Origin of the sequence: Labrys neptuniae, from assembly GCF_040797145.1 — a bacterium.
Taxonomy (GTDB): domain Bacteria; phylum Pseudomonadota; class Alphaproteobacteria; order Rhizobiales; family Labraceae; genus Labrys; species Labrys neptuniae.
Genome location: NZ_JBFNQD010000004.1, coordinates 38,574 through 62,218, shown reverse-complemented (window position 1 = coordinate 62,218; position 23,645 = coordinate 38,574). Strand labels below are relative to the sequence as shown.

The following is a 23,645-nucleotide window of genomic DNA, read 5'->3' as shown; positions in this document are numbered from 1 at the left end:
GATGGAATTCTTGTCCCTCGACGGTGTGTATCAGGGGCCGGGAAGCCCCGATGAAGACACGACCGACGGTTTCACCCGCGGCGGCTGGTTCGTGCCCTTCATCGATGATGCCTTGATGCGTTCGGTGATCGCCTGGGTCACCGAGGCCGATGGCTTCCTGTTCGGGCGCCGAACCTATGAGAATTTCGCGCGCGACTGGCCGAAAATGGATGATCCGAACGATCCGGTCGCCAGCAAGCTGAATGGCGCTCCGAAATATGTGGCCTCGACATCGCTCGAACGTGCCTTATGGGCTCCATCGACCATCCTGTCTGGCGACATTTTCGACGGCATCGCCGCCTTGAAGGCCAAGCCCGGTCGCGAGTTGCAGATCCATGGCAGCGGGCGGCTCGCCTACTCGCTATTGGCAGCCGGATTGGTGGACGAGCTAAGGCTCATGGTTGCTCCCGTCGTACTGGGACAGGGCCGCAAGCTCTTCAGAGATGGCGGGCAGCCTCTCGGCTTCAGGCCGTCGAAGGCCGAGGTGACGCCGGCTGGCCTCACGATCCAGGTCTATGAGAAGGCTGGAACACCCACCTTCGCGACTTACAGTCCTTCGTGATTTGCCGGACCGAGACGGGCCGAGATGGGCCAGGCTCCGCTGGACGAGAGGCGCCGAAATGCCGCGATATCGCCACCGCGCCGAAACAAACGGAAATCGCAGGTTAAGGCAGCACGGGCATGCTGGTGGCCTCTTTCACCGGAGCCAAGCCGATGCTCGAAAGTGTGCTGCTTGCCTTGCTGTTCTCCTTCGTGACCTATTATCTCACCTTCGACCTCTGAAGGGAGGTCGATGCTCCCGTCGATCAACGCCCCGCTTCAGCCAGGATCGGATAGAGTGAGGCGACCAGCGCCAACGCCATCACCACGTTGAAGACGCGCAGCCGCACAGGTTCCGACAGGAAACCGCGCAAAGCGGTCCCTGCTGCCGCCCAGACCAGCAGGCAGGGGCCATTGGCCAGAACGTAAATGGCCGCCACCACCAGGACATAACCGAAGAAGCCGTCGACCGGCGTGTAGGTCGCAATCGCGCCGATCGCCATGATCCAGGCCTTTGGATTGACCCATTGGAAGGCCGCTGCCTGGAAGAAAGTCATCGGTCGATCCCGGCCACCCTCCGAATCCGGCCCGCCCGCTCTCGCGATCTTCCAGGCGAGATAAAGGAGATAGGCCGCGCCCCCATAGCGCAGCAGTGTGTGAAGGAACGGGAAGGCCGTGAACAAGCCGCCTATGCCGAAGCCAGCGGCGAGCACCAGGATGCAGAAGCCCAGATTGATGCCGAGAAGGTGAGGCATGGTGGCCCAGAGACCGTAATTGGCGCCGGAGGCCAGCAGCATCGTGTTGTTCGGCCCCGGCGTGATCGAAGTGACGAAGGCATAGAGGATGAAGGCGGTCAGCAGGTCGGATGTCATGGCAAGGGCCGTCGGTTCCGCAGGGAATTGACGGCACCATAGAGGCGTGACACATTTTCGAAATGCATAATAGTGTCATGTGACACAATTAACGAGTCTACCGTGAAGCTTGCGTCGCCCTGGGAGCCACGCCTGACACCAGGCGACGACCCGCCATTCGAGCGGCTCGCCGCGGCGCTTGCCGACGACATCGCCGCCGGCCTGATCGGCGCCGGCGACCGGCTGCCGGCCCATCGCGATCTTGCCTGGCGCCTCGGCATCGGTGTCGGCACCGTCACCAAGGCCTATGCCAAGCTGGAGCAGCGCGGCCTGGTCAGATCCCTCCACGGCCGCGGCATGTTCGTGGCAGGCACGTCGGCCATGGCGACCGGAAGCATCGACCTCGGCATCAATGCTCCGCCGCAGATGTTGAGCGACAGGTTGCTGCAGGCGACATTGTCGACACTGGCAAAGCGCCTCGATGCCGAAACGTTCGGGGCTTATTCCCATCCTGCGGGGCGCCCGGAGCATCGCCGCCTGATGGCACGCTGGCTGGCCAGATGGGGCGTCGACGCCGGACCGGACCGTATAGTGCTGACCCATGGTGCCCAGCACGCCCTCGCCATTGCGATGGCCATGGCCTGTCCGCCGGGAACCCATCTGCTGACCGAAGCATTGACCTATCCGGGCGGCCTGCTGGTGGCGCGGCAGGCCGGCCTCGAGACCATTGGCCTCGCGATGGACCGGGAGGGCCTTACGCCCGGTGCCCTGGCCGAGGCGCTCGGCGCCGATCACGGCCGGCACCGGGTGCTCTATGTGACGCCCACCCTGCACAATCCGACGACGGCGACGATGGGTGCCGAACGCCGCCAGGACGTGGTCCGCCTCTGCCGTGCCCACGACGTCATCATCATCGAGGACGACGTCTACGGCATTTTCGCGCCAGCCGGCGTTCGCCCCCTGGCCTGCCTTGCACCCGAACGCACCTTCCATGTCACCAGCCTCTCCAAGGCCTTGAGCCCGGGGCTTCGCATGGGTGCACTCGTCGTCCCGTCCGATCGCGTGGCCGAGGCGGAGGCGAGGCTGCAGGCGAGCAGCACCATGGCCTCGGCGCTCCAGGCCGAGATCATGGGGATGTGGCTGACGGACGGAACGGCGGAAGCCGTTGCCTCCTCGATCCGCGCAGATGCCGTCCGGCGCTCGGCCTTCGCTGCCGATCGCCTGCCCAAGCAGGCGGCGCTCAGGATCAATGACGGTTTTCACGCCTGGCTGCCGATGCCGGCCGAAGCGGCGGATCGTTTCGTCGCCCGTGCCGCGCTGCGCGGTGTCGCCCTGATGCCGGCGCGCGCAGCCATGGCCGATCCCTCAGCACCGGACGGTGGAGTGCGGATAAGCCTCGGCGCTCCCGCGATGGCTCAGCTCGACCAGGCGCTGGGCATTCTCGCCGACTTGTTCCTGCCCGAGCGGCCCGTGCTCGTCTGAGCACACAGGCGTTCAGCCACGAGCGCGCTTTGCCTTTGCAGGCCGGCGGACGGCCCTGACTTTTCCGCTTTCGCCGCCACCGCAGAAGAAACGCTCGCCCCCATCGGCTTCGAGCCCGGAGACGACCAGGCCGGCCGGCATCGCAAGGCTGTCGAGGACCGTGCCGGTGGCCGGATCGACATGCCGCAATTCGCTTTCGTCATTTTCCCAAGTGGCATGCCAGAGTTCCCCGTCGACCCAGGTCACGCCGGTGACGAAACGGTTGGATTCGATGGTGCGCAAGGTGGCGCCAGTCTCGGGATCGATCTGGTGAATCTTGCGGTCCTGATATTGGCCGACCCAGAGAGCCCCCTCGGCCCAGGCCAGGCCCGAATCCTTACCGCCGCCGGGCGCTGGAATGGTGGCGAGCACCGTGCCGGTGGCCGGATCGATCTTCTGGATGCGATCCTCCGCGATCTGGAACAGATGCCGGCCGTCAAAGGCGGTGCCGGCATGCGCGGGGACGTCGAGAGCCTTCACGGTCCTGCCGCTGTCGGGATCGAGCGAATTCAGCTTGTCGCCGGAGGCGAACCAGACATTCTCGCCATCGAAGCTGACCCCGTGCACGGCTTCGACCCCGGCGAAGGGGCCATATTCGCGAAGGATTTCTGCTGGTGTCCGTTTCATACGGCCGATCCTAGCTTTATGGCAGCGGTGCCGGGAGTAACAAGGTTGTCGCGAAACTCGGCACCGGCGGCGTCACCCAGCGGCGTGCCCTTCCACGGCCGAAGAATTGCACTTTGGCGGCCAAGGCGAGCTCGTCGAGAGCACGCTGCACGGTACGCTGGCTGGCTCCGAGTGCAAGCGCCAGGGCAGAACTGGACCAGGCCTCGCCATCGGAGAGAAATGCCAGCACCGCCGCATATTTCTCCTCCACCGGCCGGGCCAACACCAGGACCTCGCCGGTGCGGCTCGGCGCCAGCGCAAAACCGCGCTTGGTCGCATTGACGGTGGCCAGTCCCCTCAGGGTCGCACGCAGGCGACCCATTTCGACCCGCAGGCGGGCGCGATGGGACTCGTCGGCCGACTTGGCTCCGAATGCACGCGCCACCAGCTCGTCGCGCGTCACATCGCGGGGCCAGGCCTCGCCGAGTGCACGGACGAGGGCGAACAGCACCGGTCGCCGGGCAAGCGAAGTCGATTTGTCGCCATTGCGCACGACATGGCGGCAGGCATCGATCATGAAGGCTTTCGACATCTGCAAAGCCTCGACTTCATCGAGCAGGACCGGGCGTTCGCCGCCGGCCCTGATCAGGCGGGCCGCCGGCGTATCCAGGATCAGCCTGGCGCTTTCGACTTCCGCCGCCAGCGCCGGGATTGCGGCCTCGCTTGCGGCCCGTTCGGCCCGTGCCAGCGCCGTACGGGCCTGCCGGGTCTCGAGCCGACGCATCGCAATGCCGGCAACCACCAGGTCGTGGGCCGTCCTCAGGGCCGGCGGCAGCGGCGCGGGGTCGAAATTGGCAAGTTCCGCCTCGGCGGCATCCAGACGCCCGATCAGCAGCAGGCGCCGGGCTTCGAGATATCTGGCATGAGCGGCATTCACGCGATCGCCATGCTGCTCCAGCGTCGTGCGTGCGGTATGGAGGGCCTTGGCGGGCCAGCCGAGGTCACGCGAGACGAAGGCGATTTCGGCCTCGGCGACGATGCATCTCGCGCGCGCCACGGCTTGCCTGGCGCCGAAGGCGCGCGCGGCATTTCGGATCAGGGTTCGGGCACGGTCGAGGTCGCCGAGCTGCGCCATAGCGATGCCCCGCAAGGCCAATGCCGGCGCGTCGTCACGCAGGGCAACCCGGTTCAGGGCGCCGAGCGGGTCGCCGGCAGCGAGCGCACGGGCCGCGGCCGTCATCAGCGAGTCCATTCGAATCCCGCCAAGCTTGTCACTCCCATCATCCGCTGGTCCCGGACTAGCACGAAATGCCAGATCTTATCGAGAACACCATGAGTGCCGTCATGAGCCTCATTATGGGATGGCGCATCGGATGCCGGGTAATCGGCGCCGCCGGCCATTCCGAACGGTCTGCAGCCGGGGACTCATTGCAGCCTGAACGCCGCCGGCTGACCGCGATCCTACTGGTGAGCGGCCTGCTGGATCTGCGCAACATGGCGGTCGTCACGGCGGGCATCACCGTCCAAACGCCTCGCACCAAAGGGCCCGCACCCGGATGCTCGCGCCGGAGCTTCCGTGCTCGCATGTTTCAGGTCCTGCGGCGCGCGGTGAAAGCAGGAGGATCGCTGGCGGGAAAGGACTCGTCGCTCGCCTCATCGACCGCGTCCCACGGATCTTCGGGCTGCGCTGCCATGTCCCGGCGCCGGCCGGCCGCTTTCAGCGCCCCGACTTCCTGGCGCAATCGATGATTTTCATCCAGCAGCTTGGCAATAGCGACCAATCCCGCGAGTGAAGCCAGAAAGCCAAGCCTGCGCATGTTGTTCTCCTTTGCAAGCCGCAGATCCTGCTCGAAGGCCGCGGCCTCGATATCGAACTGTCCTGGCGCTGAACCTGCGAACCGGGTTCATGGTTCCCGCCGGCACCACAAAGCGGCCCGGGCTTTGCTCCACTTCGTCGCAGGCAGGAAACCTTTGTTGTCCGCCGCCGTTTCGCCTCCGACAACCATCGAGGTGCCGATCCATGCAAGCTTACGACGTGCGCGCCCTTTTTTCATTTGCCGATAGGGCGAGTCGGCTGGATAGGAGCGATCCATGGCTCGATCGCGATATCTGCTTGAGCCTTCGTTATCTCAATGGCCGCATGTTCGCCGATTGGCTGGTCGTCCTGCCCGACCATCGCCTGTCGTCCGCCGATGGTTCGCATTGTGGCGAGCCTGACGCGCTCACCACCTCCATCGATGCTGTCGAGAGGCTTCGGCGCTGTCTGCTGCCCAGGAGCAGGCTGAGCGTCAGGACGCTCGATGGCCATGCGGAACAGTTTCAGTGCCAGGTACAGTTTGGCGTCGGCACACGTGACACCGGCAGGGCGATCGTCGCCAGTTCCGAGCCTTGTGCCCGGCTGGCGGCCCTCCTTCACGCCTTCGCAAGTTCGACGCTGGGCTGGCCGGAGCCTGCAAGCGAACCAGCCAGACTGCGCTTTGCCCTGGTTGACAAATGAGCGAGCCTGACCGGAAACCGCTGCAGGACGTCGTGGCGGCGCCTGCTCGATAGACAGAAGGTTAGCGTCGCTCGTTCCCGAGCAGGGTCGCACCGACGAAGAGCCCAACGACGAATCCCAGAATGCCGGCCGAGGACAATATCGTCGCGGCCGTGCCGGGATGTTCCCTCGCCGCATCGGTCACGGCATGCGCCTGCTCGCGGGCCTGCTGGAAGGAGGCTCTCGTCTGCCCTCTGGCCCGATCCACGGCTTCGGAAGCCGCTTCGCGTGTGCGTTCCAATGTCTCGGCACCGCGATCCGCGATGGATTTGCCAAGCGCGCTGATTTCCTTGCGGAGATCGGCAATCTGCTTTTCCAGTTCCTTGCGCACATCGTCCGAGGAGATCGAGTCGGCCATCTTGTTCTCCGTTCTGGTGATCCTTGACGGTGATGGTGGATACCTGCACCGCCCTTGCCCATAACGCCCGATCAGGCGGCATGTTCCCGACACCTCACCGGCAGACAAAAAAGGCTCCCATAGGGAGCCTTGCCGTCTTGCGCATTCATCCAGGCACGAACGCGTTTTGCTCGAGCCGAGGCCCTGTGCTTAGTTGAACAGATCCTTGGTCAGGATCGCCACTTCCGTGCGATTGCGCGCCTTGATCTTGCGCATGATGTTGCGGATGTGGATCTTCACCGTGCTCTCGCTCATCTCCAGCTTGAAAGCGATGATCTTGTTGGACTCGCCACGGCGTAAACGGTCGATGACGTCAATCTGCCGCTGGGTGAGCGCCTGGCCGAGTGGCCCCTTGTCCGCAGCCGGCATGGGCGCGGCCTGCGCCGCCAGGAGGCTGCTGACGGGGACGAACTTCTCTCCTGCCTGAACCAGGCGAATGGCGGCGGCCGCCATGTCCAGATTGAAGGTCATGCCGACGAAACCCTGGGCACCCTGTTCGAGGCTGCGACGGACCAGAACAGGGTCCTCGACATCGGAGAGTACGATGATCTGGCTGTCGGGAGCCTTGGCCTGCAACCGGGCAATGTCGTCGCAAATGGCGCGTTCTGTCGCGCCGTCCCCAGTCGCGCACAGCAATATCGTCACGGGGGCGGCAGGGTCCGTCGGACGCCATTCGTCGACAGATCCATAGCCGCTCGTGCTGCAGTTCAATTCGGCTTCGGCGAGGCAGCGCGCCAGGCAGTCGCGGATCAGCGTTGCGGCGCTGATGATGAGGATCGGGATCGTCGCGACCCGGGGTGTGATGATCGGACCGGAAACGGGAGTCGGCCGCATGGCTTCATTGCGCAGTCTTGGCAGACGGTCGACGTCGACGCTCCTATAGGCGTCGGAAAGCACGGCAGCACCCATTACCATATTACCTTAAAATAGACTGCCGCTATCCAGCAGATCTCCAAACTTCATGGAGCCTTAGGGGTAATTTCATGCTGCGGATGTGCGATTTCGCACATACGACGCCGGCAGATCATCCGCTGCGATGACGAATCCGGTTATGCGCACGACACTCGGACAACCATCGGCGCACGTCTGCGGCCGCAAGACACAACGGCTGCGCGGCGACAAGAATTTCCTATCTACATATCTCAAAAAACTTGGAATTCATCAGAATACTTCAATGACACACATTTACCGGAAATGTGTCATCATTAAGAAATCAAAGATAATTTTGCGACGCGTGCCGTAATTCCTATTTTCATCAAAATTATATGGGAACAATTGCAGCCATGGGTTGTTGTATTGCTCATATCTGGAGTGGATACACTCGATAACCACGGAGAAAGGTCATGACAAGCAGGTTGATGAACTTGATTGGCATATCTTTGGTGGCGCTATGGCTGCCGGCCGCTGCCCAGGCACAAGGCGTGATGGGCGGAGCCCAGGAAGGGGCGGAACGCGGCAATGACAATGCCGGGCCGATCGGCGGTATCGTCGGCGGTACGGTCGGCGCCGTGACAGGCGGCATCAACGGGTTGCTGGGGATCGAACAGCGCCCCCGCTTCCGCAAATATGTGATCGAGCGGCATATCCCCTCCTATCGCTATGAAGAACCTCTCAATGTAGGCGTCGTCCTGCCTGAGGAGGGCGTCGAATACTACGACGTACCTGCCGACTATGGCGAAGTCCGCTACAAATATACGGTCATCAATGATGAGGTCGTGTTGGTCGATCCCGGCACCCGTCGGATCGTACAGATTGTAGAGTAGCATCCGGGTCTGCGGGTGGCTCGTTCACTTTAGCCACCCGTAATAGACATCGAGGTCTTCCGGCTGCTGCAGATGCAGGGGTCGGAAGACTTCGATGTCTGCTCAAGGCAAAACGATAAATCATCAATTTATGAATATAAAATATCTCATTGATGCATAACGATTTTTAAAAGAATCAAAACAAGGATTTCCACCCTGCTCCGATGACGAAAAGTCTTGCCCAGCGGCCCATGAGCCTGCCGGCTGGGCCAGCTTATCGGCGCGGGATCATCCTCGTCCTTAACTTCAGCAAGCTGGCCGCCAGCCAAGAAAACGACACTCGCCGGCAACGAGGCGCGCCGGCCCTGGCTTGCGGCGAAAGCTGCTGGTTGGGGCCGTCCCGTCCCGCCGTTTTCCGATCCCTTCACCCGCCGAAGCGCGGTTCGGGAATGCCCCTTATGCCCAAATCATGGATGGCGAACAGGCTGCCTCGCAGCACGCCGTCACCCGGGAAGCGCGGCAAGGGCGGCTTGGCCATCGAGGTCACATAGAGCACGTCGAGATCGGGGCCGCCGAACATCACGCTGGTAACCTTCTTGACCGGCATCTCGATCACCCGGTCGACGGAACCGTCCGGCCGGTAGCGTACCAGTTTGCCGTCATAGACCAGGGCATTCCACAGGCAGCCCTCGGCGTCCACCGTCGAGCCATCGGCCGCGCCACCGCCAGAGCCGTCGACCTTGGCGAAGGTTCGTTTGTTCGATACGCCGCCGGTGTCCTGGTCATAGTCATAGGCCGAGATCTCGCCGGACCAGGTGTCGGTGAAATAGAAAATGGTGCCGTCCGGGCTCCAGCACGGCCCGTTCGAGCAGATGATGCCGCTATCGAGCCTGGTGACTTTGAAATCCGTCGACAGGCTGTAGAGCGCCCCGTTCGGCCCCTCCTCCATCGTGTCCATGGAGCCGGCGACGAAGCGGCCGCGCTTGTCGACCTTGCCGTCATTGATGCGGTTGTTGGGCAGATCCGGCTCCGGATCGTGGATGAGCTCGACGTCCCCGGTCTTGAAGTCGAGGAGGTGGAAGCCGCGCGCCAGCGAGACGACGGCGCCCGAACCGTCCTTGCGCAACGCCATCGAGCCGATCTTCTGCGGCACGTCCCAGGCCCGCAGTTCCCGGCCGTCGGCAGTGGCACGGAAGACGCGGCCGTCGAAACTGTCGATCCAGTAGAGCCGCTGCTGCTCGACATCCCAGAGCGGCCCCTCCCCCAACGTGGTCTTCACATCCAGCAGGACTTCGATACGCATGCTTGTTCCCTCTCCTTCAACCGTTCTTTGGTTTTCAGCCTCCCGGCGGCCTGCCTCAGAAATTCACGGCGTGGCCGCCTTTCAGGCCCAGCATTTCGCGGGCCTCATCCGGGGTCGCCACGGCGAGGCCGAGACCTTCGATGATCTGGCGGACCCGGGTGACCTGCTCCGCATTGGAGCGGGCGAGCACGCCCGGCCCGTTCCAGAGCGAATCCTCCAGCCCGACGCGGACATTGCCGCCCATCGCGGCCGCCATCGCCGCAACGTTGAACTGGTTGCGCCCGGCACCGAGAACCGACCAGCGATACTGGTCGCCGAACAGGCGGTCGGCCGTGCGCTTCATGTGCAGGACGTCGTCGGGATGGCCACCGATGCCGCCCTGCAGGCCGAACACGGTCTGGATGAACAACGGCGCCTTCACCAGGCCGCGATCGAAGAAATATTTGAGGTTGTAGAGATGCGCCGTGTCGTAGCATTCGAATTCGAAGCGCGTGTCATTGCCGGCGCAGGTGGTCAGGATGTGCTCGATCTGCCCGAAGGTGTTGCGGAAGATGATGTCCTTGTTGGCCAGATAGGTCCGCTCCCACTCGTGCTTGAGATCGGTGAAGCGATCGAGCATGCCGAACAGGCCGAAATTCATGGAGCCGAGATTGAGCGAGGCGACTTCAGGCGCGAAGGTCGCCGCCGGCCGCACGCGTTCCTCGATACTCATGGTCGGGGCGCCGCCGGTGGTCAGGTTGATGACGCAGTTCGAGCGCTGCTTGATCTGGGGCAGGAACCGCGCAAAGGCCTCCGGCGTCTGGTCGGGCTCGCCCGTTACCGGATTGCGGGCGTGCAGATGCACGATCGCCGCGCCGGCTTCGGCGGCGCCGACAGCCGCATCGGCGATTTCTTCTGGCGTCACCGGCAGATAGGGCGACATTGACGGTGTGTGGATGGCGCCCGTTACGGCGCAGGTGATGATGACTTTATTGCGGGCCATACCGTCTACTCACTTTCCAATGTCCTTGGCGGCTTTACGCTTGTGGGCGCGCAGAGCCATCAACTGGCGGTCGCGCCATTTCTGGCGTTCGCCGAGCTTGTCGCGTGGCAGAAGGGCGCTACGCTCGGCTTCGATGCGCTCCATCACGGGGCCGGCCCAATCGACGCGGTACTGCACCGACGGGAAGATGTTGGCGTAGATGCCCTGGTAGCGCTCGGCATAGTCACGCACGCCCCCGGGCGCGTTGAGGTCGATCGTCTCGAACGGCCCCATGAAGGACCAGCGCAAGGCCAGCCCGTCGCGCAGGCCGATATCGATGTCCTCGACGTTGGCGATATCGTCGGCAACCAGGCGGAACGCTTCCTCGAGCAGGGCCCCCTGCAGGCGGTTCATGATGAAGCCGTCGATCTCGCGCTTCATCACCAAAGGCGACTGGCCGCAGCTGCGCATGAAGTCGGCAGCCTTGTGCATGGCCTCCTGCGAGGTCCAGGGCGAGGGACAGACCTCGACCGCCGGCACCAGATAGGGCGGATTGATGGGATGGCAGACCAGGCAGCGCTGGCGGTCGGGCAGGTGCTCCATGAAGGCAGAAGGCAGGATCGCCGAGGTCGAGCTTGCCAGCACCGCCTTGGCGGGTGCCAGCCTGTCGAGATCGGCGAACAGGGTACGCTTCAGTTCGACCTGTTCGGGCGCATTTTCCTGGACGTGATCGACGTCATCGAGCGCCACTGCAAGATCGGCCTCGATATGGATGCGCGCCTTGACCTCGGCCGGCTCCGAACCACCCAATAGGTCGTTGGCGGCCAGATCCGGCAGCATCTCCTCGATGAAGGCCAGGGCTTTCGGCAGGGCGTCGGCGTCCTTGTCCCAGAGCCTGACTTCGTGGCCGGCCCTGGCGAAGGTGATGGCCCAGGCGCGGCCGATGAACCCGGATCCGATGATGGCTGTCTTCATGGGGATGTTCCCGACTGAGAGGGGACGCTCACAGGGATTCGACGTTGCCGTCGACGCCCAGGGACTGGCCGGAGATGTTGATGCCGGCCGGCGACAACAGGAAGAGGACCATGGCCGCAACATCCTCCGGGCCCGTCATGCGGCGCAGCGAGATGCGATCGAGATACTGCTTCTCCATCGCCTCATAGGGCACGCCGACCTGCGCGGCGCGGTCGCGGATCACCCCCTCCATGCGCGGGCCTCGGATGATGCCGGGCAGGATGGCATTGACGCGAATGCCCGAGGGGCCGAGTTCCTTGGCAAGGCTCTGGGTGAAGCCGATCACCCCCCATTTGGCAGCCGAATAGGGCGTGCGATAGGCATAACCATAGCGCCCCGCCGCCGAGGACAGGTTGACGATGGCACCCTCGCCGGCCTGCTTGAGCAGGGGCACGCCATGATGCGTGCACAGGAACTGCCCTGTGAGGCAGATGTCGATGGTGCGGCGCCAGTCAGCGGGCGCGATCTCCTCCACGCCGCCTGTCGGCCCGGCAATGCCGGCATTGTTGATGAGCGCGTCGAGGCCGCCGAGGCCCGCTTTTACCTCATCGAACAGCCTGGCCACCGCCTCCTCGTCGGAGACGTCGCACAGGCTGGCGCCGTGTCCGGGATGGGCGCTGCGGAAATCGGCAAGATGATGCTCGGCGACATCGCACACATGCACCCTGGCACCGTTGTCGATCAGGAGGTCGGCGATGGCGCGGCCGATGCCGGAAGCTCCGGCGGTGACGAGAACCCGAAGACCGGGCTTGAGGACAATTCCAGTCATGATATTTCCTTGTATGGCAATATGTTCAGGTGTTTTTCTCGCGCAATGTGATAACCGCGCAAAGCACAACCACGCCATAGAGAATTGCGCGTGTGGCATAGGGAAGCGTGGTACCGGCGAGCAGGGTCTGCAAGGCCGTCAGCAGCAGCACGCCGCCGATCATGCCGATATAGCGCCCTCGCCCGCCGGTGATCAGTGTGCCGCCCACCACGGCGACGGCGATGGAAGGCAGGAGATAGTCATCGCCCATGCCCAGGCTTGCCTGGCCGGAGAAGCCGGCGAGGAGGCAGCCCACGAGCGCCGCGCAGAAACCCGACAGCATATAGACCTTGACGAGGGTCGCGCCGACGGGAACGCCCGAAAGCTCGGCGGCACGCATGCCGTTGCCGATGGCGTAGACACGCCGGCCGAAGGCCGTGCGACCCAGCAGGATCGTGGCAACGAGCACGAACAGGATGACGAGGGGGACGATCGGTGTCACGCCCATCACCTGGCCGGTCATGATCCAGCGCAGGCCGGGGGCCGAAAAGCCGTCGGGCGTACCGCCGGAATAGACGAGCGCGAAGCCTTGCAGGATGCCGTTCATCGCCAGGGTCATCACGATCGGCGACAGGCCGAGGGCCACGATGCCGAGACCGTTCATGAGGCCGATGAACGTGCCGATCCCCAGAGCCAGCGGCAAGGCATAGAGCATGGCGCTGTCAGATCCCTTCATCAGGCCGGCGCTGACGATGCCGCAGAAGGCGATCGTCCATGGCAGCGAGAGGTCGAGGCCACCGGTGAGGATCACGCTGCCCTGCCCGAGCGCGAGAATGGCCAGGAAGCTCGCCAGCACGATCAGCGAATTGTAGTAGCCCCATGACAGCAGGGTGCTGCCGAGCACGAACTGGCTGACGACGAGAACGATCGCAAAGCAGGCAAAGGCCGGCAGGACGGTGCGCAGATCCTCCTGGCGGCGGATCCAGAAGCTGGGACGCGCGACTTGAGATCGTGCGGCTCGAGCGGGCTCGTCCGGCAGCCGCAGCCGCGTTTCCGGCAGGGTCAGCTGCCGAGGCAGACGCCCCTGACGCCAGGCCGACAGGCGATGGCCGCCGAGGCGCAAGGTCGAGGCGAGCACCGAGGTGCGGGTGATCGAAGCGCCGAGCACCGCCAGGATCAGGATGGTGCCCTCGACCACGGAGGAATAGAAGGCCGGCACGTTGAGGACGAGCAGGATGTTGACCACCATCATCAGCACATAGGCGCCGAAGATGGTGCCGACCGGCCCGCCGCGCCCGCCGCCCAGCAAGGTGCCGCCCACCACCACCGCCGCAAACATCTGCAGCAGCATGGGATTGCCGACCAGCGGGTCGCCCGAGCCGGTCTGCGCGCTGATGAACACGCCGGCCAGACCGTAGAGCCCGCCGGCCAGGACATAGACGAAGAACTCGCACAGGCGGGTGTCGAGGCCCGCCGCACGCGCCGCGTCCCGGTCCGAGCCGATGGCATAGATCGCCTTGCCGAAGATGGTGTTCTTGAGGAGAAGCCAGCCCAGCACCAGGAGGACGAGCATCAGAACCGGGCCGGGCAGCCAGTCGGGGATGACGTCCGCCGTGAAGAAGGCACTGAACCCGGCGGGAAGCTGGCCACCCGGCTTGTCCATCACCAGCAGCGTCACGCCCTGCAGGATGAACATGGTCGCAAGCGTCACGACGATCGGCTGAAGACGCAGGAAGGCGATGAAGAAGCCGTTGAAGGCACCCGCCGCAGCCCCGATGGCGATGCCGGCGCAGGACCATAGGAGGATGCTGGATGGATCGTCCTGCATGTGGCTCGCCAGTGTGACGTTCACCAGCGAGATCACGGCGGCGGCCGACAGGTCGAACCCGCCCGACAAGACCACGACGGTCTGGCCGATCGCGGCCGTTGCCAGCGTCGCCCCGCCCGTGGCGATGGTCGAGATGTCGTAATAGTTGAGGGATCCGCTGACGAGGCGGATCAGCCCGAGGCAGACCAGGAAAGCCGCGATGGCGATCAATGTGCCTCGATGGCGCGCCCAACGCAGGACCGCGCGCCTGGGGGGCGACGGCTTGAGGGACATATCGGCTTGGGCCGCGCTCATGATGCCTCCCGGATCGTGGCAGCGCTGCCCAGCGTGGCGCGCAGAATGGCGTCCTCGGAAATCGCGGGGCCGGTGAGATCGGCCGCAACCTTGCCGCGATAGAGCACGAGGACGCGATGGGCGAGATGGTCGAGCTCGGCGATCTCGGTGGAATGGAACAGGACGGCGCCGCCCGCGGCGGCATATTGCTGGATCAAGGTGTAGATCTCATGCTTGGTCCCGACGTCGATGCCGCGGGTCGGATCGAACAGCAGCAGCACGCGGCTTTGCGCGAACAGCCATTTGGCGATGGCGATCTTCTGCTGATTGCCGCCGGAGAAGGACTTCACGCTGGTCCACAGCGCGCGCATCTGCACGTTGAGCCGGCCGAAGACCCGGGCGACATCCCTCCCCTCGCCGGCCTCGTCGATCAGGCCGAACCTGGTATAGCGCTCGATCACCGGCAGGGAGACGTTGCGCTGCCCGTCGAGCTTGAGGAAGAGGGCTTCGGTCTTGCGGTCCTCGGGAACCAGGCTGATGCCGATGCGCGCCTCGATGGCGTCGCGCGGGGAAGTCAGCGTCACCGGCTGTCCGTCGATGCGGATCTCGCCGCGATATTCCTCCATGCCGAACAGGGCCGAGAAAAGCTCGAGCTGGCCCATGCCCTGGAGGCCGGCGACGCCGAGGATCTCACCTGCGCGCAGGTCGAAGCCGACGCTTTCGAGCCTCTTGTGTGTATTGAGGCCGTTTACCGAAAGCACGGGATCGCCGGTCAGCGCGGGCACCGGCGGCTTGGGCGGGAAGGAGCGGCCGAGCTCCCGGCCGGCGATCATGCCGATCAGGTCCTCGTCGGCGACATCGGCAAGGCTGGCGGTGGCGATATGCTTGCCGCCACGCAGGACCGTGACGCGATCGCAGAAGGCCCTCACCTCTGCCATGCGGTGGGAAATGAAGACGACCGTGACGCCATCGCGCTTCAGCCCGTCGATCAGGCCGCCCAGCCAGTCGATGTCCCGGCCGGAGAGCGTGGAGGTCGGCTCGTCGAGAAGGAGGATCCTGGGGCGGCGAAACAAGGCGCGCGCAATCTCGATCTTCTGGCGCAGGTTGAGATCGAGATCGCGCAGGTCGGTGTCGAGGTCGATCGCCGCAAGGCCGATCGCGTCCAGATGTTCAGCCACCTGGCGGCGGGCCTCGGCGCGGCGGATCTGGCCGAGCAGGGTCGGCGGATAAGGCAGCAGCATGTTGTCGAGCACCGTCAGGTCCTTGACGATGGTCAATTCCTGGAAGGCGGTCTGGATGCCGAGCCGATGGGCCGCGCGCGGGCTGCCAAGCATGGCCTGCTGGCCGAAGATCTCGAAATGGCCCGAACTCGGCAGGATCAGGCCGGACAGCAATTTGACGAGCGTCGACTTGCCGGCGCCGTTCTCGCCCAGCAGGGCATGGGTCTCGCCGGCGCTGACCTCGAAGGAGACGCCGTCGACGGCGATGGTCGGCCCGAAGGAACGGCTGATATCGCGGGCCGCGACCGCCGTTTTCGGCAAAGCCGTCTGAACGGATGGGGATGACATGCGAGCCGGTCCTGAACTCATTTGCGGTATCTGCGCGCCTCATCCTGACCGGGAGGCTCACATCGAGACCAACAAGGTGTCTCTCCCTCTCCCGCAAGAGGAGAAGGAGAGTCTCGGATTTGGACGAGGGCGCGGACCGCCCTGCCTTCAATTCTCGGGCTGGCCGACCAGCGCCGCCGACAGCCCGAGCTCGGGCGTTTCGGCCGAATAGATCGAGGCGAACCAGCCGGGGTTGGAAACCAGAGAGGGCTTGAAGGCGTTACAGCCGGCCTTCATCTCCGCCCAGCTGCCTTCCTGGCAGAGCTTGATCGTCTCGTTCGTCACGATCGGCAAAGGCAGCACCGTGTGCTTGGGAATGTCTTTGCCATCGAGCTTGGCGACGGCAAGCTTCAGGGCCAGGCCACCCGAGTAAGGCGGCGAGGCATAGGAAATTCGGGGCGCAGCCATCGGGGTATATGTGCCGTTGGCGCCTTCGACCTCGGTGCCCACCGGCAGCATCTGGATGCGGCCGCCATTCGAGCCCTCGCCGGCACAGGGCTTGAGCTTATCGGGGGTCGCGCCGGCCTCGATCTGCATGGTATTGGCGGTATAGCAGCCCACCTGCATCCACAGCCCGTCGATCTCGTCCCATTTACGGGTGGCCATGATCTTGGACAATTCGGTGCGAGCCACCGCCTGGCTCCACATGCCGACGGCTTCGTTGACGATCTTGATGTCGGGATATTTGGCAAACACCTCCTTGGCTGCCTTGGTGCGCAGCGTATCGACCGAGGTGCCGGGCACGCCGGTGATGGCGATGATGTTGCCCTTGCCGTTCAGTTTCTTGGCCAGCCATTCGGCCGTGACCCGCCCTGCCTCGCCCTGGTCGATCGTGACGTTGTAGGCGCAGGGCTCGGTGATCTCGCCATCATAGGCGATCACCACCACGCCCTTGCCGCAGGCATTCTTCACGGCCGCATTCAAGGCCGTGGGCGAGATCGGGAAAACAACGATGGCCTTGGCACCGGCCTGGACCATGGCGTTGATCTGCTGGATCTGGCGCTGGGCATTGGGGCCGGCGACCTGGACCTGGAGATCGACCTTGTCGGCCATCTCTTTGCTGGCGGCCATGGCCTTGACCATGTTGGCGGCCTCGCCCTGCCAATCATTGCCGATATAGCTCATCGACAGATAGATCTTGTATTTGTCCTTGGCTTCGGCCTGCCCGCCAAGGGCGCATAGGCCGAGCAGTCCCGCGCCCAGCAGGGCAGCACCGCGCTTCACCAGTCCCATTCTTCCCTCCCTGTCAGCCCGCTTCGTTGCGGCGGGCACTTCGACTCGTTGATAAGTCAGCTTCTGTGAGCTACTTTTGATCATAAATCAAAGATCAGAATTTTAGCAAGCCCGGTGACGCTTTCTTGGAACGGCGAACCGACCTACAAGACGAGAATCCCGTCCCGGGATTGCAACGCGGAGGTGTCATGAGCGAAATCAGGTCCAAGGCGCGAGAACCGCTCTCGGTCGTCCGCGTGCAGCGCGCCACGATGCAGGAGGACGTCTATCGCCAGGCCAAGGAACTGATCCTCAATGGCGACCTGGCGCCCGGCCAGTCGATTACCATCCAGTGGCTGGCGGATGCCTTCGGCGTCAGCGCCATGCCGGTGCGCGAGGCCATTCTACGCCTGACGGCGGAAAAGGCCCTCACGGTGGTCGCCGGGCGAAGCCTCGGCATTCCGCATCTGACCCGAGAACGATTGGCCGACCTGACGCGCACTCGCCTGGAAATCGAAGGATTGGCGGTATCCTGGGCCGCGCCCAACCTCCAGCCCGCAACACTCGCCCGGCTGGACGAACTGGTCGAAGAGATGGACAACATCAAGCCGAACAAGGAAGCCCGGAAGATCTATCTGCGCGCCAACCGGGCGCTGCATTTCGAGATCTACCAAGCGAGCGGCTCGGAGACACTGTTCGGCATCATCGAGACCCTCTGGCTCCAGGTCAGCCCCTATTTCAACCTGCTGCAGGAACGCGGCAATTTCGTCGTCTCGAATAAACACCACCGTATCCTCGTCGACGCACTGCGATCGGGAGATCGGGATGGTGCGGTTCGTGCCGTCCAGGCCGATATCGGCGACGCGGCCGATATTCTCGAAACCATTCTCTGACCGGCTGTGTTCCAGAGAGGGACCAGCCTCTTGCCGGTCCTAACCCTTTGTTTCGATGTGCATTTGCGAATCCTGGCAAGGTTGTCGGATTACAGGACGCCTTGGCGCCGGTACTTTCACGGCTGTGTCACATCGTCTGACAATAGTGTGCACCCATGCCGCAAATCGGCGGCATAGCAACCAACTTTTGACCCGGCGCCCGACACGCCGGGTTCTTTGTTGGCACGAGGCATGATCGGCATGCTGCCTGGATGCCGGCATCGCTTTCACATCCGGCCACAGGCCGCGTGAATGTCTCTTGAGCAAAAGCCATCGAGGTTGCATCCTGCCCGAGACACGATATGAACGGCGAACGACACCGGGACTGGTTTGGGCATGCAGGCGGATCTATTGAGCTTTGCCGGCGAGTGGGGAGCAGCCTTGATGCTGCTGCTCTTCTTCGTCAGTGCGGTCTCGCTGCTGCCCCGGCCCGCGCTTTGCATCGTGGCCGGTTCCGCCTATGGTCTATACGGCATCCCGCTTGCCCTGATCGGATCCATCCTCGGCGCATCCGTGGCTTACTGGCTCGGCCTCGCCGTTGGTCGCCGCTACGGGCACCGGCTCACCCGGCGCTGGCGCCTGCTCGAGCCGCTTCGTGAAGCTGTTCGGATAAGTGGCTGGCGTATCGTGCTTTTATGCCGTTTCGCGCCGATTGCGCCATCGAGCCTGGTGAGCTTCGTGTTCGGCTCGACTTCGACCGCCTTCGGCCCGTTCCTGATCGCGACCGGGCTTGGCATTCTGCCCGGCATCGCCCTGCAGGTCGCTGCCGGTGCGGGACTGCGCGCGAGCCTCGATGGACAGCTGTCGGCGCTGCAGATCGTCACTTTCGGCTTAGGCCTTTGCGCCGGCCTGGCGGCTCTCCTGTTGCTGGGGCGCAAGCTGCGGCAGGTCCTGGCGACCTATCAGCGCGAGCCGGCGGGCGAAGAGCGGATTCGGTAACGCTCAATCATGGATGCTGACGGCCGGTGCCTCAACCGCGCCTTCTTCGCCGGATTGTGGTGGCTACTACGCCCACCACCAGCAAGCCGGCCACTGCCAGGGCCATGATGCCCGTCACGCGGATGGCCGCCAGGGCGAGTATGATGGATGTCAGAGAGTGAATGAGGGCGTCGGCGATACTCAGCAAGGGCGGCGGATACCAATGGAGGGGGGGTGAATGACAGAGATCAGATCTCGATGACACCGCCAGAGTGGCATGAGAGTTGGGCGCTGATGGGGCACTTTCACGACGAGACTCGCCTTCGCTCGCCTTGCCTTATCATGCGGTAGTGGGCTCCGGACAATCGGATCACACCCCTGTCAGGCCGGTGGCTGATCTAATGGCGGGCAAGGAAGAGCCAAGAGGTTTGACCCGAACCAGATACAGGCCGGTCTTCGGCCAACATGCAGGTTCGGTATCAAGGATCACGGCAGGACCCGCGACATCCCCCCGGGAGATCGGGGAAATTCTGCTCAAGAAAATGCATCAACGCGAAGAAGAATAGAGAAACTGCGCTTCAAAGCGGTCACAGGTCCGGGCGGTGGCACTCATGACGATCGACATGCACAACAGACATCTCTCGCTGCTGCAGCCTTCCGGCGAGAAGATCCCGCGCCTGCCGCCAGGCAAGCCCAGAACCGTGCTCGTCTGTGGTGATGACGAGACCATCGATGAGCAACGCGTCTTCGCCATCCTGGACCGCCTGCTGGCGGATGAGGGAGAATTTCGTATCGTTCATGCCGGCAAGCGTGGCGCTGACCTGCTGGCAACCAAGTGGGCCGTCGCCCATCGGGTCAGGTCGATTGTCGAGCGCGCGTCCTGGCTCAGATATGGCACATCCGCGGGACCGCTGCGCAACGAGCACATGCTCAATTTCTACGAGCCCTTCGTGGTGATTGCTTTTCCGGGCGGCAAGGATTGCGCAGATCTGGTGGCGCGAGCCCGACGATCCGGTGTCCGCATCGTCGAGGCGGTTGCCTTCTGAAGCCTGCAACGCCCCGATCCCGGCGACCGGAACCGAACTCGGTTGCCCCTTCCGATTGGATCAGTGGGCGTCGCCGTCAAAAAGATCGTTGGTCATATAGGCGATTTCCGTGCGATTGCGCGCCCGGATCTTCTGCATGATGTTGCGGATATGCACCTTGACGGTGCATTCCTCCATATTGAGCTTGTAGGCGATGATCTTGTTGGACTCGCCCTGGCGCAATCGCTGGATCACCGCCAGTTGCTTGGGTGTGAAGGCCGCCTGCCGAGACACGCCTTCGTCCTGGCTTTCCTCTCCGCTGAAACCAGCCCGTGACTTCGACGGCAGCAGGCCGCTTGCCGGGACGAAGATGCCACCTGCCGCCACCAGGCGTATAGCCGCCAGGGCAACATCGAGGCTGGAGCTCATGCCGATATAGCCCCGTGCCCCCTTGCCGAGAGCCGCCACGACCAGCCGGGGATCCTCGATGTCGGAAACCACGATCACCCGAACGTCACCGCAATGTTGGGCCACAAAATCGAGATCGAGCCCCACGACCGCCTCGGTTGCCTTCTGACCCGTGACGCAAAACAGGACAATGCACGGGCCGTAGCCTTCCTCACTCTGGTGCCAATCCGCCAGACTGGCATATCCCAGGGCAGAAAAGGCAGGGGCAGCAGAGACGAGGCTGTGTATCAGACAGCTGCGGGTGAGTTGCTTGTCATCGATGACGGCAATCGTCCACGGCGCGCCCTGCCGGTCGTGTTCGGGAGCATGGGAAGTGGGGATCGGTTCCACGGGAGGAGTCTTTCAGCAAGAAAATGGACCATGAGAACTTCGGCAGCGAATTGCCGAAGTACATAGTGCGCCCCCCTGTCACGCTGGCTACCATTGGGAATGCAGCCTGCTTGGCCCGGATCGGCGATAGATCGACGAGGTGAAAACCTCAACCATCCGATTCTCTTGCGGCAAGCGCCTTAGCCGCAATCGGCCGGCAAGCTCGTCGTGAGACCAATCCCGCCAAGTTGCTCCACTCAACTCCAACCCGTTGGTCAAAGCGACTTTAGAAAACTCTTAGCTCATTTTCCATAGTCTGTCTTGGACTAGTCTGCATGGACTAATGGTCTAAGGTCGGCAACTAGCCTAAAGTAGGGTGTCATGCACGCCCCATCGCCGCTGCACTTACTCCTGATCGATGATCACTCGCTCCTGCGCGCCGGCTTGCGCCTGGTGCTCGAGCAAGGGCTGCCGCACGCCATGATCCGCGAGGCCGCCTCGATCGCCCAGGCCATTGCCGAGGACCAGATACGGCCTCATGCGGTATTGCTCGATATCGAGATGCCCGGCCTGAGCGGCATGGAAGGATTGGCCGTGTTCAGGCGACGCTGGCCAGGCGCACCTGTGATCATCCTCACCTCGCATGACGATGTCGGCACTCGGGCGGAGGCCCTCGCCAAGGGCGCGGCGGCCTTCCTGTCTAAGGCCGAGCCGACCGATCGTATCGTCGCGACCGTCGAAAGTGCCCTGCGAGGAGAGACGGCCCCCAGCGAGATCGCTCATCCGCTCGCCAGAAGCCAGGCCCAGCTCACGCCGCGCCAATACGAGGTTCTCGACCAATTGGGCCGGGGCTATTCCAACAAAGTGATCGGGCGCCACCTCAACCTGTCGGAAAACACGGTACGCGTGCACGTCCAGGCCCTGCTGGCGGCTTTCGACGTGGCGAGCCGGGCGGAGGCGGTGGCCACGGCCCGCGAACGCGGCCTGATACGCTGAATGGCAGCGCTCCTGTTCAAGCCGGTTCCCGCCCGCATCGCTGCGGAGCAGCTTCGCTTCATGCTTGGCACGGCTCCGTTTGCCTTCATCATCGGCGGCATCGGCAATGCGGCGATGGCCGTCATCTTCGCCCTGAATGCCCCCGTGCTTCCCTTGGCGATCTGGGCAGTCTGCGCTTTTCTTCCCGTGCCTTTTCTGCGCCTGCTCGCCAACCGCTTCCGTGACAGTCCGGATCCTGTTGCCGAGGCCGGTCGCTACCAGCGTTATGCCGTCCTGCTTGCCACGGCGATCGGCGTCCTGCGGGGCATATTGCCCTGGATCGCCTTTGATCAGGCTTCGCCCCTCGCCATCGCCCTGCTTCTGTGTTTCATGGCCGGCATCCAGGCTGGCTCCCTCTCCTTCATGGCGCCCGTGCTGCCGGCCTTTGTCGGCTATTCGGTCGTGTTCATCGCCATGCTCTCCCTCAAATTGGTCACGCTCGGCGATCCCATGTATTGGGGCATGGCGATTGGCAGCATATTGTTCTGCATCGCCATCATCGCTTCGGCGCGCAGCGCGTCGCAGACCTTCCAGAAATTGGCGGAGCTGCGGTTCGAGAACAACGAATTGGTAGAGCGCCTGCGCCAGGAGACGGCAATCGCCCAGGCCGCCCGCCTCGAGGCCGAAACCGCAAACCAGGCCAAATCGAAATTCCTGGCTGCCGCCAGCCACGATCTGCGCCAACCCATCCATGCCCAGGGCCTGTTCCTGGAAGTGCTCGCCCGTGGCCAGTTGACGGCGCAGCAACGCGAGATCCTGGACAATGCCCGCGCCGCCTCGAGTGCTTCGGGCGACATGCTCAACACGCTGCTCGATTTCTCGCGGCTCGAAGCCGGCGTGGTCACGGTGAGCAAGCGCTGTTTCGAACTCCAGCCCCTGCTCAACAGGATCGGTACCGAACTTGCCCCGTCGGCGGATGAAAAAGGCATCGTCTACCGTCAGCGCGATACCGATGTGATGGTGGAATCAGACCCCGCACTGGTGGAGCTGATCCTGCGCAACCTGATCTCCAACGCCATTCGCTACACCGAACGCGGTGGTGTGTTGATCGGCTGCCGGCGCCGCTCCGACCAGGTCCATGTCGAGGTCTGGGACAGCGGCATCGGCATCGCGGCCGACAACCAGCAGGAAATTTTTCGAGAATTTCATCAGCTCGGCAATCCCGAGCGCGATCGCCGCAAGGGGCTCGGCCTGGGATTGGCTATCACCGAGCGTCTCGCCCGGGCCGCCAATCATGAATTGCGATTGCGCTCGGTGGTTGGCCGCGGCAGCAAATTCGCTCTTATTCTGCCTCTTGCAGCCGGGCAGTCCGGCATGCAGGCCGATCCCGAGCCGTCCGCGTTCGCGAACGACCACACGACGCTGGGCACACCGTGCCGGATCCTCGTGATCGACGACGACGAAGCCGTTCGTGAGGGCATGTTGCGCCTGCTGAAAACCTGGGGCGCGCGGTGCGAGGCCGTGGAAGGCATCGAGCAGGCGCGGCTTTGCCTCGACCGCATGGCACCGGATCTGGTGATCTGCGATTACCGCCTGCGCGAGCAGCGAACCGGCGCGGAAGCGATTGCCATCCTCCGGGAACGGATCCCCGACCTGCCCGCCATCCTCATCACGGGCGACACCGCGCCCGAGCGGCTACGCGAAGCGGAGGCCAGCGGCATCCCCCTGCTGCACAAGCCGGTTCTGCCAGCCGCCCTCTTCGCCAGGATCCGCAGCACCTTGCCGCCTCGAGCAAAGCGGGCCCATGGCTGAACGGCGCTGGTGCCGGCCTGCACTCCCT

At 63.7% G+C, this 23,645-nt stretch carries 24 protein-coding genes; 9 read left to right on the top strand and 15 right to left on the bottom strand.

Annotated features, from left to right (window positions below; translation table 11 throughout):
* Window position 1: 1 nt before the first annotated feature.
* Window positions 2-601, top strand: coding sequence for a dihydrofolate reductase family protein (locus tag ABXS05_RS14310; protein ID WP_367624364.1), 600 nt, complete (start codon window positions 2-4; stop codon window positions 599-601).
* Between the two features lie 244 nt (window positions 602-845).
* Here the strand turns inward: ABXS05_RS14310 and ABXS05_RS14305 are convergent, their stop codons facing one another.
* Window positions 846-1,451: a LysE family translocator gene (locus ABXS05_RS14305; protein WP_311941352.1), complete on the bottom strand. Its 606-nt coding sequence runs from the start codon at window positions 1,449-1,451 to the stop codon at window positions 846-848.
* Between the two features lie 102 nt (window positions 1,452-1,553).
* On the opposite strand from ABXS05_RS14305, the gene ABXS05_RS14300 reads away from it, so the two are divergent.
* Window positions 1,554-2,912, top strand: a complete 1,359-nt coding sequence (locus ABXS05_RS14300; protein WP_367624363.1) for an aminotransferase-like domain-containing protein — start codon at window positions 1,554-1,556, stop codon at window positions 2,910-2,912.
* 12 nt (window positions 2,913-2,924) lie between these two features.
* Here the strand turns inward: ABXS05_RS14300 and ABXS05_RS14295 are convergent, their stop codons facing one another.
* The 3 genes from ABXS05_RS14295 to ABXS05_RS14285 form a co-directional block, all read right to left on the bottom strand.
* Complete coding sequence (locus ABXS05_RS14295; protein WP_367624362.1) at window positions 2,925-3,578, bottom strand: Vgb family protein; 654 nt, start codon at window positions 3,576-3,578, stop codon at window positions 2,925-2,927.
* Window positions 3,579-3,594: 16 nt separating this feature from the next.
* Complete coding sequence (locus ABXS05_RS14290) at window positions 3,595-4,809, bottom strand: helix-turn-helix domain-containing protein (RefSeq protein WP_367624361.1); 1,215 nt, start codon at window positions 4,807-4,809, stop codon at window positions 3,595-3,597.
* A gap of 337 nt (window positions 4,810-5,146) precedes the next feature.
* Window positions 5,147-5,374 (bottom strand): hypothetical protein, encoded by a 228-nt coding sequence (locus tag ABXS05_RS14285; RefSeq protein WP_311941363.1) that lies wholly within the window; start codon window positions 5,372-5,374, stop codon window positions 5,147-5,149.
* A gap of 296 nt (window positions 5,375-5,670) precedes the next feature.
* Here ABXS05_RS14285 and ABXS05_RS14280 point away from each other — a divergent pair, with 296 nt between their 5' ends.
* A complete protein-coding gene (locus ABXS05_RS14280; RefSeq protein ID WP_367624360.1) occupies window positions 5,671-6,054 on the top strand; it encodes a hypothetical protein in 384 nt (127 codons plus the stop codon).
* Window positions 6,055-6,115: 61 nt separating this feature from the next.
* Here ABXS05_RS14280 and ABXS05_RS14275 read toward each other — a convergent pair whose 3' ends face one another.
* Complete coding sequence (locus tag ABXS05_RS14275; RefSeq protein WP_311941369.1) at window positions 6,116-6,451, bottom strand: ElaB/YgaM/YqjD family protein; 336 nt, start codon at window positions 6,449-6,451, stop codon at window positions 6,116-6,118.
* Between the two features lie 189 nt (window positions 6,452-6,640).
* Complete coding sequence (locus ABXS05_RS14270) at window positions 6,641-7,399, bottom strand: response regulator transcription factor (RefSeq protein ID WP_367624359.1); 759 nt, start codon at window positions 7,397-7,399, stop codon at window positions 6,641-6,643.
* A 434-nt stretch (window positions 7,400-7,833) separates the two neighbouring features.
* Here ABXS05_RS14270 and ABXS05_RS14265 point away from each other — a divergent pair, with 434 nt between their 5' ends.
* Window positions 7,834-8,253: a DUF1236 domain-containing protein gene (locus tag ABXS05_RS14265; RefSeq protein ID WP_311945240.1), complete on the top strand. Its 420-nt coding sequence runs from the start codon at window positions 7,834-7,836 to the stop codon at window positions 8,251-8,253.
* A gap of 403 nt (window positions 8,254-8,656) precedes the next feature.
* On the opposite strand, the gene ABXS05_RS14260 is transcribed toward ABXS05_RS14265, so the two are convergent.
* The 7 genes from ABXS05_RS14260 to ABXS05_RS14230 form a co-directional block, all read right to left on the bottom strand.
* On the bottom strand, window positions 8,657-9,535 hold the full coding sequence (locus tag ABXS05_RS14260; RefSeq protein WP_367624358.1) for an SMP-30/gluconolactonase/LRE family protein: 879 nt from the start codon (window positions 9,533-9,535) through the stop codon (window positions 8,657-8,659).
* A gap of 55 nt (window positions 9,536-9,590) precedes the next feature.
* On the bottom strand, window positions 9,591-10,517 hold the full coding sequence (kce, locus tag ABXS05_RS14255) for a 3,5-dioxohexanoate:acetyl-CoA acetone transferase (RefSeq protein ID WP_367624357.1): 927 nt from the start codon (window positions 10,515-10,517) through the stop codon (window positions 9,591-9,593).
* Window positions 10,518-10,526: 9 nt separating this feature from the next.
* The gene (locus ABXS05_RS14250; RefSeq protein WP_367624356.1) at window positions 10,527-11,471 is read right to left on the bottom strand and encodes a 3-hydroxyacyl-CoA dehydrogenase; all 945 of its coding nucleotides are present in this window, start codon (window positions 11,469-11,471) and stop codon (window positions 10,527-10,529) included.
* Between the two features lie 28 nt (window positions 11,472-11,499).
* On the bottom strand, window positions 11,500-12,279 hold the full coding sequence (locus tag ABXS05_RS14245; protein ID WP_367624355.1) for an SDR family oxidoreductase: 780 nt from the start codon (window positions 12,277-12,279) through the stop codon (window positions 11,500-11,502).
* A 25-nt stretch (window positions 12,280-12,304) separates the two neighbouring features.
* The gene (locus ABXS05_RS14240; protein WP_311945089.1) at window positions 12,305-14,380 is read right to left on the bottom strand and encodes an ABC transporter permease; all 2,076 of its coding nucleotides are present in this window, start codon (window positions 14,378-14,380) and stop codon (window positions 12,305-12,307) included.
* Entirely contained in the window at window positions 14,377-15,927 is a 1,551-nt protein-coding gene (locus ABXS05_RS14235) for a sugar ABC transporter ATP-binding protein (protein WP_367624354.1), read from the bottom strand. The genes ABXS05_RS14240 and ABXS05_RS14235 overlap by 4 nt, the downstream gene beginning before the upstream one ends.
* Before the next feature lie 147 nt (window positions 15,928-16,074).
* On the bottom strand, window positions 16,075-17,199 hold the full coding sequence (locus ABXS05_RS14230) for a sugar ABC transporter substrate-binding protein (protein ID WP_367624353.1): 1,125 nt from the start codon (window positions 17,197-17,199) through the stop codon (window positions 16,075-16,077).
* Window positions 17,200-17,387: 188 nt separating this feature from the next.
* Between ABXS05_RS14230 and ABXS05_RS14225 the strand changes: the two genes are divergently transcribed.
* Both ABXS05_RS14225 and ABXS05_RS14220 read left to right on the top strand, forming a co-directional pair.
* Window positions 17,388-18,071 carry a GntR family transcriptional regulator gene (locus ABXS05_RS14225; RefSeq protein WP_311945093.1) on the top strand — a complete coding sequence of 228 codons (684 nt, stop codon included), beginning with the start codon at window positions 17,388-17,390 and terminating at the stop codon, window positions 18,069-18,071.
* Between the two features lie 375 nt (window positions 18,072-18,446).
* Window positions 18,447-19,049 (top strand): TVP38/TMEM64 family protein, encoded by a 603-nt coding sequence (locus ABXS05_RS14220; RefSeq protein WP_367624352.1) that lies wholly within the window; start codon window positions 18,447-18,449, stop codon window positions 19,047-19,049.
* Between the two features lie 31 nt (window positions 19,050-19,080).
* Here the strand turns inward: ABXS05_RS14220 and ABXS05_RS14215 are convergent, their stop codons facing one another.
* A complete protein-coding gene (locus tag ABXS05_RS14215) occupies window positions 19,081-19,236 on the bottom strand; it encodes a hypothetical protein (protein WP_367624351.1) in 156 nt (51 codons plus the stop codon).
* 403 nt (window positions 19,237-19,639) lie between these two features.
* Here ABXS05_RS14215 and ABXS05_RS14210 point away from each other — a divergent pair, with 403 nt between their 5' ends.
* Complete coding sequence (locus tag ABXS05_RS14210; protein ID WP_311945095.1) at window positions 19,640-20,074, top strand: SLOG family protein; 435 nt, start codon at window positions 19,640-19,642, stop codon at window positions 20,072-20,074.
* Window positions 20,075-20,134: 60 nt separating this feature from the next.
* Here ABXS05_RS14210 and ABXS05_RS14205 read toward each other — a convergent pair whose 3' ends face one another.
* Entirely contained in the window at window positions 20,135-20,851 is a 717-nt protein-coding gene (locus tag ABXS05_RS14205; protein WP_311945096.1) for a LuxR C-terminal-related transcriptional regulator, read from the bottom strand.
* A 360-nt stretch (window positions 20,852-21,211) separates the two neighbouring features.
* Here ABXS05_RS14205 and ABXS05_RS14200 point away from each other — a divergent pair, with 360 nt between their 5' ends.
* A complete protein-coding gene (locus ABXS05_RS14200; protein WP_311945098.1) occupies window positions 21,212-21,826 on the top strand; it encodes a response regulator in 615 nt (204 codons plus the stop codon).
* Window positions 21,827-23,617: an ATP-binding response regulator gene (locus ABXS05_RS14195; protein ID WP_311945100.1), complete on the top strand. Its 1,791-nt coding sequence runs from the start codon at window positions 21,827-21,829 to the stop codon at window positions 23,615-23,617. It abuts the gene before it with no gap.
* Window positions 23,618-23,645: the final 28 nt, after the last annotated feature.